A 10,206-nucleotide genomic window follows, 5' to 3' on the forward strand; every position below is an offset into this window, starting at 1 on the left:
CGCGCGCGTGGAGGAACCTTCCCAACTTGGGTTTCAGAAAAACCCAAGTCACATTCGCACACGCGCGCGTGGAGGAACCCGGATCAAGCGGCAAATTTGCCGGATGATCGTGCATTCGCCCGCGCGCGCGTGGAGGAACCTGGATTTCGTGACCGCCAACTTGGCGGAGACCACATTCGCCCGCGCGCGCGTGGATTGCTCCACTGTGTTCGGAACACAGTGAACGGCGCATGTGGTTCGCCCGGCGAAAGAGGCCGTTTTCCGGCCCGCTGACAGGCGTTCCGGCCTTGGGATAGATAACGCCACGCGAATAGGGCTAAAGCCGTTCCTGCGCCGCCCTAGAGGCTCTGCGGCGCATCCTCAGGCGAAAGATGGATTGCAGCGGAATATGTAACAGTGCATAATGTTACAGTTACAGACGATGCAGGCTAAGCCATGAAACCTGACCCTATCAGCGAAGCGACCATCACCAGCATGAAACGTCCGGCATGGCGGGGTCCAGGAAGCGGCAAGGATGCATGGATAGGCTATGCCAGCGCATTAGAAGACGCTAACCACGTCGCCTTCGGCATGGTTGATAAGCAATCCGCAATCATAATCGAATTGCAGGCTGAGATTGAATTGCTGCGCGGGCAGATCGCCAGCCGCAAGCCAAAGGGCGGCAGGCCGAGGACCGACGACAAGACCGCCGCCCGGATCGAGGCGGCGCTTGCCGGGGGCATGTCGCAGCGCAAGGCGGCGCGGCTCTGCGGGGTTTCGGCCATGACCGTTTCGAGGGTTGCCGCGCGGGTTGCCGCAAGGGGTGCCGTCAAATGACCATGAACTTAGGATCTGGGGGCGGAGGCTCAGGGATGTCGTTGGCGATGATGAAATCAACGGCATCAACGGCAGCCTTTAAGCGCGCAATCTCACTGATGCGCTCTTCACTGGTGGCCGAGGTGTCGCGATAAACCAAGGTGGCAAGGCGATCCACCAGGTTATCGCGAAACACCTGCAAATGCTCTTTCTCAGACATAGGGTTGCCTCATGGGTTTCAAGGTGGGGTGCGGCTCACTGATAACGTTTACAGTGACGCCCCGGAATACTAGCTTGTCCCCTCCCCTTCGCACAACCGCGCCTTGCGTGGGTTGCTGCGGGGTTCCGTTACATAAAACCTGATATGGCCGCATCACCCCCGGAAAGCGATTTCACCCCGCAGAACAACCCGCTGCGGGGTGCATCCTCGAAAGTGGGTTACTCTGCGCAACCCACCGGGGGGTGCGATTTAGATTGCAGCGTATCGGTTAATAGTGTTACGGCTGGAAACAGTATTAACCGATAGGGCAGACATGGGCCGAGGTTTAAGCGATCTTCAACGCGATATTCTGGCAGCCGTGGAGGCATCCGAGGCTCCCTTGACGGCAGGCGATATTCGGGAAGCCATAGCCCTGCCTGGCACACCGGCAAGCCGGGCGTCTTTGTCCCGCTCTCTGCAACGGCTGGTGCAGCGCAAGGAACTGGTGGCGCTTGTGTCCGAGGTGGCAATCACCGGCAGGGGATACCGATACGCGCGGGGGGCGCAGGCCAATGGCTGAAACCAAAGCTCCGGCTCCACAAACCAACGTGCGCGCCCCAATCGAAGCACGGGATACCCTTCTGCGCATCGGCGGGTTGCTGCGGGGTGATCCTGATTTCCTGCCCAAGCTGCAAGCGTTCCTGGACGGATACGAGGGCATCACCGCCGACCCGACCTTGCCCGACCGGGTTGCCGATCTGGAACGGCGTCTTGCTGCACTAGAGGCGGAAAAATGACGACCCCGCCCCGGCGAGACAAGCGCCCGACGCTGACCCTCAAGGGCGACGAGTTCACCCCCGAGTTCCGCAGCCTGTTGAACAAGGCGGCGAAAAAGGCAGGCAAGACGCAAGCCGAGTTCGCAGCCGAGACATTGGCGGCAGCGGCTAGGCGAATCCTCTCGGGCAACCCGGACGACACCCCAGAGGGCACCCCATCAGCACCCCCGCCCGCCGTCCTGGCGCAGATAGAGGACACGCAAAAGCGCATCGAGGCGACCGACGCGAAGCTGGACGCGGCGACCCAGACCATCGCGGCATTGGCCGATCAGGTCCGGGCGCTGACCGAGGCGCAGCGCAAAAGCTTCTGGGCGCGGCTCATGGGCAGATAATGGGGAATACCACTGGTATCACACAACGGCTTGCTAGAATCCCCCGCAGGCCGTATTCTGCAAAGCTAGGTTCTTAGGGGCCGAAAATGAGCGAAGCCCGCCCCGGCGGCAATCCGGGAACGGGCTTCTGAATTGAAACTGCCTTGGTGGGGCGCTTCTATGACTATGACCGAGATTAGGACAACACAGCGTTCTCGGCAAGAGGCTTTCCCCCTCCAAGGCACCTGTAGGGACAGGAAACTTGGGTGTCACAACGGAATGGCGCTACTACCTGCCGGGGGATGAACCACAAATCCCGCTGGACTTCAAATTCGACACAAAGCCCCTTTGGGAACCCTTCAAGGCGATTTGCGGGGTAGGCGCAGCGGGTGCGGCGATGGCCTTGGCAGCCTATGAGGCATCAAAGGTAGGCAAAGCTGTCTCGTATTCTAGGAACCGCAACTACTACCACGGCGGGCGGCACCCGCTCATGACCTACACCAACGTGACCCGAGGGGCTGACGATCTGGAAGCCGGGCAATGGATCCAGCATTACAAGCAGGCTCCGGGGTGTCGGGGCTGGCAAAGCGCGTTCGAGGCGACCCCGGAACTGGTGGATGCGGTGGAATACATCATGCAGGGCCACCCTCGCCTGAAACTTGAGCAACCGCGCCACCTGACAATCCTCCGCGATGCTGATGGCAAGCCGATGGACTTCAAGCCGACCCGCGAAATTGATCGGCGCGACCGCAAGACAGCGACGTTCAACGAGGCAATCTCATCGGCGGAAATCATCGCGCTGGACGGAACGAACCTAGCCTGCCCGATGGCGCGGATTTACAATCAGGACATGAGCCGAGGGGGAAGGTTCTACGGTATGGGCACGAGCTGGCAGAACATCAAATCCGAGGCGCGCAAGGCGCTGACCATCGACGGCGAGCCTGTGGTGGAACTGGACTTCAAGACCCTGCACCCGGCGATCCTCTATGCCGAGGCGGGCGTGCCAATGCCGGCCGATTGCTATGACATCGACGGCTGGCCGCGCAATCTGGTCAAGGTGGCGATGCTGACGCTGATCAACGCCACGACCGAAAGCAAAGCTCGCTTTTCAATCGCCCATAGCGACCGGATGGCCCAAGTTGCCAAACCGGGTAGCCAAGAAGCAATCCAAGCAGCGGCGCGACTGATCGACGCCATCAAGCGGAAACATGCGCCGATCGCCAGATCCTTCCATAGCGACGCGGGCGCGCGGCTCATGCGGATCGACAGCGACATTGCCGAGGGGGTGATGGGCCTGCTGATCGCCCGCAAGGGGATCGTGACCCTGCCCGTGCACGACAGTTTCTTGGTGCCAGCATCCAAGCGCGAAGAACTGGAAGCCGCAATGGACCAAGCGGCCTATGACGTTTGCCGCCTGAAAGCCCAGATCACCGAGGCGAAATAGACCCTCGACCGGCGCAAGAAATGCACCCGCGGCGCGCTTCTTGAGAACCATTCTCAACGGCGCGTCTTTTTTTTTCTTTTCAACAGGTTAACCAGAATTAATCTTACAGATGGAAGAAGGGGGTTCTCCGGGGGGCCTCCGGGACCTGCTTGGGAGGGCTCCGGGGGGCGGAAATCGTCAGCGGCGCGGCGCGCGGCGATCCGAAATTGACGGACTCAAAGCGGATGAAAAGCCCCATCCGAAACCCGCCTCCGAACCGCCCCTCTCCATCTGTAAGATTAATCCCCGGCAACCCTCTGACTCTACGAGAAAACACGCGCCGTGCCGAAGCCGTTTCAATACCAATGATAGCATTGATACCAAATCGGGTCCGTGGTATTGTGGGTATCATTTGGTATCAGGTCCATGCACATCACCCGCGCCCCCCTCTCGACCGACGATCCGTTCATCCTGGACGATGTGAAGCTGCACGCCCGCGTGTCGTTCGATGACGACGATCCCGACCTGGTGCTGATGGCCCGGACGGCGGCGCGCGAGATCGAGGCGCATTGTGCGCTGGCGCTGCTGACCCAGACCGTCACCGTCACCTTCACCGAATGGGGATGCGTGGTTCCTCTGCCCATTGGCCCGCTGGACGTGGTGGCGCTGGACGATCACCCGATCACCGTGCAGACCCGTGAGGCGGATGGCTCGCTTGTCTCATGGCCGCAAGGCTGGTGGGTGGACGCCGGGCGCTATCCCGTGCTGCACCTGACCGACCGGCAGCTCATGGACGGCACGGCGCTGGTCGTGACCTATCCGGCGGGCTTTGGCTCGGCTGCGGCCAGCATCCCCGAGGATCTGCAACACGCGATCAACGACCAGGCGGCGGCGTTCTATGACCAGCGCGGGGCCGAGGATGGCAAGCAGGGGCTATCGCTGGCCGCGTCCCGCATCGCAGCCCGTCATCGCAGGGTGGCCGTGGCATGAGCGGCGCTGTGCGGGCCTCTGACGGGCGCAAGGGCGCGAGGGCATCCACCACCAAGGGCAAGCGGAAGGCGGCTCCTGCGGCCTCTGCGGGCCTGTCTGGTCCCAATGCCGGGGTTTCGATTGAGACGGGGGACCGGCGGCGGAGTGTTCCGCTCTCTTTCCCGACCCCCGAAAAGGCCGATCTGGCGATTGAGTTTCTGGAAACCCTGAAAATTCCGGAAGGGAAAAAGGCCGGTAAGCCGCTGCGGCTGGCCGAGTTCCAGAGGCGTTTCGTGCGCGGCGCGCTGGCGGATGGCGTCATGGTGGCCTGCCTCTCCATTGGCCGGGGCAATGCCAAGACCGCGCTGTCGGCGGGCCTGGCGCTCGGCGCGCTCAAGGGCATCTGGGACGATCAGCCCAAGCGCGAGATCCTCTTTGCCGCCCGGAACCGCGATCAGGCCAAGACCGCGTTCCAGTTCCTTGTCGGCTTCATCGAGGGACTGCCCGAGGAAGAACAAGAGTTGTTCCTGATCCGGCGCGGCTCCAAGCTGGAAGTCGAATACAGCGGCAACGGCGGCGGGCTGGCCCGCTGTATCGCAGCAGATGGAAAGTCGATCCTCGGCGGCGCTCCGACGCTGGCCTTGATGGATGAACGCGCGGCATGGGAACGCGAGAAGGGCGACAACCTCGAAAACGCGATCCTCTCTGGCCTCGGCAAGCGCGATGGCCGGGCGCTGATTATCTCGACCTCTGCGCCCGACGACGCCAACACCTTTTCCCGCTGGCTGGATGAACCCCCGCCCGGCACCTATGTGCAGGAACACCGGCCCGCCTTTGGCCTGCCTGCTGACGATCTGGAAAGCCTGCTGCAAGCCAACCCCGGCGCGACCGAGGGCATCGGCTCCACCCCCGAATGGCTGGTGGCCCAAGCCAAGCGGGCAATCGCGCGGGGCGGCTCGGCGCTGTCGTCGTTTCGGAATCTCAACAGAAATGAGCGCGTTTCCACCGAGGATCGCTCGGTGCTGGTGACGGTGGACGAATGGCTGTCTGCCGAGGTGAACCCCGACCAGCTTCCCCCGCGCGAAGGGCCGTGCATCCTCGGCGTGGATCTGGGCGGCAGTCGCAGCATGAGCGCAGCGGCGTTCTACTGGCCCGACACGGGCCGTCTTGAGGCTCTGGGCACTTTCCCCGCCGTTCCGTCTCTGGCCGACCGTGGGGCCGCTGATGGCGTGTCCGACCGCTACACCGAGATGCAGGAACGCGGCGAGCTGTCCGTCATGGGCGATGCGACGGTTCCGCCCGGCCCGTGGCTGGCCGAGATCGTCAAGAAGCTGGACGGCATCACCCCGGCTTGCATCTGCGGCGACCGCTTCCGCCACGCCGAATTCATCGAGGCGATGGAAAAGGCAGGGCTGGCCCGCGTCCCGTTCATCTGGCGGGGCTTCGGCTGGAAAGACGGCTCCGAGGACATCGAGCGGTTCCGGCGCGCGCTGTTCGACGGCGAGGTGAAATGCACGGCGTCCCTGCTGCTGCGCTCTGCCTTCTCGGATGCCATCGTGCTTCTGGACCCGGCCATGAACGCCAAGCTGGCGAAGGGGCGCAGTCTCGGGCGCATCGACGCTGCGGCGGCGACCGTGCTGGCGGTGGCGCAGGGGCAGCGCATGAAGGCGGCTCCGACCAAGCGGGCGAGGCTGGCATGGGCGTGACGCGCGACGAATGGCGGCGGTTCTCTCGGCCCGTCCTGAAAACCAAACGCTGGCAGGTGCTGCGGCAGATCGTGCTGGAGCGCGACGGCTGGGCTTGCGTGGACTGCGGCACCCGCAAGGGGCGGCTGGAAATCGACCATGTGAAGCCGGTTCGCAGCAATCCCGAGCTGGCCTTTGACCCGGCGAATTGCGCCGTTCGGTGCCCTTCCTGCCACACGAAAAAGACCCGGATCGAGTGCGGGCACCCCGCGCCGATCATCACGCCCGAGCGATCCGCCTGGGCGAAAGCTGTTGCCGATCTGGCGACAAATCCCAACCCGGCAACATGAGGTATCAAATGCTGGATTCTGTGAAAATTGCCCGTCGCCAGTCGGAAATCCGGCAGGCTCTGGCGGGTCTGGTCGGCAAGGAAAACCCGACCGAGGACGAAACCCGTTCCATGGAAAGCATGGATGCGGAATATCGCGTCAACGAGACCCGCTATCGCGCGGCGCTGGTGGCCGAGGATCAGGAACGGCGCGAGGCCGGGGCGGATCTGGAAACCCGCTCGGATCGTGAATATGCCGAGCTGGTGGGCCGGTTCGAGCTGCGGCAGGTGGCGCTGGCTCTGGACGAGGGCAAGGCGCTGTCGGGCGCGACCAAGGAAGTCGTGGACGAGCTGCGCAGCAAGGGCGGCTATCAGGGCGTCCCGGTCCCGCTGGCGGCTCTGGAAACCCGCGCTGGCGAAACCGTCGCGGCTGACCAGATCAACCCCAAGACGATCCGTCCGGTGATCGACCGGCTGTTCCCGGCTTCGGTGGCATCGCGTCTCGGCGTCCAGTCCATCAACATCACCTCGGGCGAGCTGGAATTTCCGGTGGCGACCGCTGGTGCCGTGTTCGGCTGGCAGACCACCGAGCTTGCCAATGTCGGCGCGGCCTCGGCCTATCAGACCTCGGAACGCAGCCTGAACCCCGATCAGACCGGCGGCGCGCAAATGGTCATCAGCCGCAAGGCGCTGAAACAGGCGGGCGAAGGGCTGGAATCGGCCATCCGGCGCGATCTCAACGCGGTGATCGGGACCGAGCTTGACCGGGTTGTCGTGAACGGCTCGGGCGCGGCTGGCGAGCCTCTGGGCATCATCCCCGGCGCGGCGACCTATGGCATCACCTCGACCGCCGTTGGTGCGGCCGCGACCTGGGCGGCGTTCCGGGCGCAGGTGGTGGCGTTCATGGAAGCCAACGCGATCACCTCGGCCAGCCAGGTGAACCTGGGCTTTGGCCCGGCGATCTGGGCCGAGCTGGACGACGCGCTTATCACCGGCACCGCCGTTTCGGAATGGGACCGGCTGACCAAGCATGTCGGAACCCCTGCGATCAGCAATGTCATTCCCGCCGAAACCGCGATCCTGACCGCGACCGTGCAGGGCATCGCACCGGGCTATCTCGGCATCTACGGCGGCGTGGATCTGATCCGCGACCCCTACACCAAGGCGGCATCGGGCCAGCTTGTCCTGACGGCGCTTGTCACGGCGGACTTCACCGTCCCGCGCGGCCTGCAAACCCGCATCCTGACCGGCCTGGGAGCGGTGACGCCCTGATGCTGTGGGGCGGCTTCAACGGTTCGCTTGAGCTGCGCACCGAGGGCGGGGCGACCCGCCTGCGGGGCCGCTTCCCCTATGGGGCGGCAACGGTTCTGGCGACGACCCCGACCCGCAAGCGCGAGGTGTTTGCGGCTCGGGCCTTCGCAGCCCGGATCGAGGCGGGCGAGGATATTCACCTGCTGGCCGGGCATGATTTCGAGAAGCCGCTTGCCAGCCGCTCGGCGGGCAGTCTGGATCTGACCGACACCGACGACGCGCTGGTGTTCGAGGCGCGGATCGAGGGCAGCACGTCCTGGGCGCAGGACTTTCTGGCGGCTCATGCGGCTGGGTTGATCCGTGGGTTGTCGCCGGGGTTCCGCGTGGCGCAGGGCGATGGGGCCGAGATGGTGAAGCGCGACGGCGATGGCCTGATCCGCGTCATTCACCGGGCCGAGCTGTTCGAGCTGTCGGCAGTCACCCGGCCCGCCTATCCCATGGCGCAGGTGGAAGCCCGCTCCTGGGAAACCCATCAGGACCGGCAACCCTATCGGGGTGCTGTTCACCCCCTCAATCGGTGGAGGGTCTAATGGGGATGCTGTCATTTTTCAGGCGGAAAGATGAGAACGCAATTTCGCGCTCTCATGAAACCCGCGCTGTTCAACCCGGCTACACCGCTGCGCTGATGGCGGCGCGTGAGGCGTGGATCAGCGGCGGCTCCGGGCTGGCCGAGCTGACAGGGGCCGTGCAAGCCTCGGTGAGCCTCTGGGAAAGCGGCCTGTCGCTGGCTGACGTGACCGGCACCGACCTGTTGGATCGGCGCTCCATGGCGCTCTGCGCGCGCTCTCTGGCGCTGCGGGGTGAATGCCTGTTCCTGATCCGTGACCGGCTGGTGCCCTGCACCGATTGGGACTTGTCGACCCGCTACGGCCAGCCGCGGGCCTATCGCGTTGGCCTGCCCGAGATCGGCGGCGGGCGCTCGGAAACCGTGCTGGCGGGCGAGGTGCTGCACTTCCGTATCGGCTGCGATGCCGTCACCCCGTGGGCGGGATCGGCACCGCTGGCCCGCGCGAAGCTGTCGGCGTCCCTGCTGCAAGAGATCACCGAGGCGCTGCGCGACGTGTTCCGCGATGCGCCCATCGGTTCGCAGATCGTGCCCCTGCCCGAGAGCAACCCCGAGGACATGGACGCGATGCGGCGCAGCTTCCGGGGCAACCGGGGTTCGGCGCTGGTGATCGAGGGCGTGGCGCAGGCGACGGCGGCGGGCATGAACCCGAACCTCGGCCAGTCGCCAGACCAGCTTTCCCCGCAGATCGACAGGACGTTGGCCGACAAGCTGCTGACCGAGGCCAAGGGCGAGATTTACAACGTGTTCGGCATCCTGCCCGGCCTGACCAATCCGGCCACCACCGGCCCCATGGTGCGCGAGGCACAACGGCATCTGGCGCAGCTGGTGCTGCAACCCATCGCTGGCCTGATGGCCGAGGAAGCCACCGAGAAGCTGGGCGTCCCTGTCGCCATCGACGTGGTGCGACCCATGCAGGCTTATGACCACGGCGGCAAGGCGCGGGGGCTGTCCACGATGCTGCAAGCGATGGCGACGGCGAAAGAGGCCGGGCTGGACCCTGCGACCGTCAAGGACGCGCTGCAATTCATTGATTGGGCGGACTGATGGACAAGATCACGGCGGCAGACCTGACCCTGTTCGGCAGCTTCTACGAGCCGTTCGAGGATACCGACCCGGACGGGCAGGTTATTCAGGACTGGATCTTGCGGTTCACCTGCCCGGTTCACGTTCGGCACCTGCGGGGCGGCGAGGAAGTCATGCAGGCGAGGCTGCAATCCAAGAACCCGGTGATCGTCACCGTTCGGGAATTTGCCGGGGCGCGGGCCGTCACAAGCGAATGGCGCGTGTCAGTCGGCGGCAAGCTCTACAGCATCAAGGAAGATCCGCGACCCGATCAGGCGCGGCGGCTGCTGGAAATGCTGGCCGAGGGATAAGGCGGGGTGCGCCTGCGGGATTCTGATCTGTTCCCCGCGAAGCATCTGGGATTAGACGGTGAGTGCCCGGTAGCATAGGACCACAACCCCGTCACGGCGCGGCCTCTTTCCTTTCATGGGGGGCGCGGCGCAGGTTGCCACGGTTCACCACGGGGGCAGCCAACGCGGCACGAGCAAGTGCCACAGCCCGCGTCAGGGCAAGGGGCCGGGGCAGCGGGGGAACCGCGCACCGGCCCCAATTCATTCGCCAGCACGCGCGTGGAGGAACGTCACTGGTCGCGCGACCAGTGAACGGACCTACACCCCAATTCATTCGCACACGCGCGCGTGGAGGAACCTTCCCAACTTGGGTTTCAGAAAAACCCAAGTCACATTCGCACACGCGCGCGTGGAGGAACCCGGATCAAG

General features: G+C 64.4%; 13 protein-coding genes. 12 read left to right on the forward strand and 1 reads right to left on the reverse strand.

The window, feature by feature from the left end; genetic code table 11:
* On the forward strand, positions 1 to 223 hold a 223-nt coding region (locus tag I9P22_RS24675; RefSeq protein ID WP_233253521.1), incomplete at its 5' end, for a hypothetical protein.
* Between the two features lie 212 nt (positions 224 to 435).
* On the forward strand, positions 436 to 816 hold the full coding sequence (locus I9P22_RS21240; protein ID WP_199261890.1) for a helix-turn-helix domain-containing protein: 381 nt from the start codon (positions 436 to 438) through the stop codon (positions 814 to 816).
* On the opposite strand, the gene I9P22_RS21245 is transcribed toward I9P22_RS21240, so the two are convergent.
* Positions 809 to 1,015 (reverse strand): hypothetical protein, encoded by a 207-nt coding sequence (locus I9P22_RS21245; protein ID WP_199261892.1) that lies wholly within the window; start codon positions 1,013 to 1,015, stop codon positions 809 to 811. The two genes, I9P22_RS21240 and I9P22_RS21245, sit on opposite strands and share 8 nt — an antisense overlap.
* A 551-nt stretch (positions 1,016 to 1,566) precedes the next feature.
* Between I9P22_RS21245 and I9P22_RS21250 the strand changes: the two genes are divergently transcribed.
* The 10 genes from I9P22_RS21250 (at position 1,567) to I9P22_RS21295 (ending at position 9,798) form a co-directional block, all read left to right on the forward strand.
* Positions 1,567 to 1,791, forward strand: coding sequence for a hypothetical protein (locus I9P22_RS21250; protein WP_199261894.1), 225 nt, complete (start codon positions 1,567 to 1,569; stop codon positions 1,789 to 1,791).
* Positions 1,788 to 2,162 carry a hypothetical protein gene (locus tag I9P22_RS21255; protein WP_199261896.1) on the forward strand — a complete coding sequence of 125 codons (375 nt, stop codon included), beginning with the start codon at positions 1,788 to 1,790 and terminating at the stop codon, positions 2,160 to 2,162. Before I9P22_RS21250 ends, I9P22_RS21255 begins: the two co-directional genes overlap by 4 nt.
* Positions 2,163 to 2,403: 241 nt before the next feature.
* Positions 2,404 to 3,585, forward strand: a complete 1,182-nt coding sequence (locus I9P22_RS21260) for a hypothetical protein (RefSeq protein WP_199261898.1) — start codon at positions 2,404 to 2,406, stop codon at positions 3,583 to 3,585.
* A gap of 405 nt (positions 3,586 to 3,990) precedes the next feature.
* Positions 3,991 to 4,554, forward strand: coding sequence for a head-tail connector protein (locus I9P22_RS21265; protein WP_199261900.1), 564 nt, complete (start codon positions 3,991 to 3,993; stop codon positions 4,552 to 4,554).
* A gap of 212 nt (positions 4,555 to 4,766) precedes the next feature.
* Positions 4,767 to 6,239: a terminase large subunit domain-containing protein gene (locus I9P22_RS21270; protein ID WP_199261916.1), complete on the forward strand. Its 1,473-nt coding sequence runs from the start codon at positions 4,767 to 4,769 to the stop codon at positions 6,237 to 6,239.
* Positions 6,230 to 6,568 (forward strand): HNH endonuclease, encoded by a 339-nt coding sequence (locus I9P22_RS21275; RefSeq protein WP_199261902.1) that lies wholly within the window; start codon positions 6,230 to 6,232, stop codon positions 6,566 to 6,568. Before I9P22_RS21270 ends, I9P22_RS21275 begins: the two co-directional genes overlap by 10 nt.
* A gap of 8 nt (positions 6,569 to 6,576) precedes the next feature.
* Positions 6,577 to 7,818, forward strand: a complete 1,242-nt coding sequence (locus tag I9P22_RS21280; RefSeq protein ID WP_199261904.1) for a phage major capsid protein — start codon at positions 6,577 to 6,579, stop codon at positions 7,816 to 7,818.
* Positions 7,818 to 8,387: an HK97 family phage prohead protease gene (locus tag I9P22_RS21285; protein WP_199261906.1), complete on the forward strand. Its 570-nt coding sequence runs from the start codon at positions 7,818 to 7,820 to the stop codon at positions 8,385 to 8,387. Before I9P22_RS21280 ends, I9P22_RS21285 begins: the two co-directional genes overlap by 1 nt.
* Entirely contained in the window at positions 8,387 to 9,469 is a 1,083-nt protein-coding gene (locus I9P22_RS21290; protein WP_199261912.1) for a hypothetical protein, read from the forward strand. Before I9P22_RS21285 ends, I9P22_RS21290 begins: the two co-directional genes overlap by 1 nt.
* The gene (locus tag I9P22_RS21295; protein WP_199261914.1) at positions 9,469 to 9,798 is read left to right on the forward strand and encodes a phage head closure protein; all 330 of its coding nucleotides are present in this window, start codon (positions 9,469 to 9,471) and stop codon (positions 9,796 to 9,798) included. Before I9P22_RS21290 ends, I9P22_RS21295 begins: the two co-directional genes overlap by 1 nt.
* Positions 9,799 to 10,206 lie beyond the last annotated feature (408 nt).

Source organism: Paracoccus binzhouensis, assembly GCF_016446475.1.
Lineage (GTDB): Bacteria > Pseudomonadota > Alphaproteobacteria > Rhodobacterales > Rhodobacteraceae > Paracoccus > Paracoccus binzhouensis.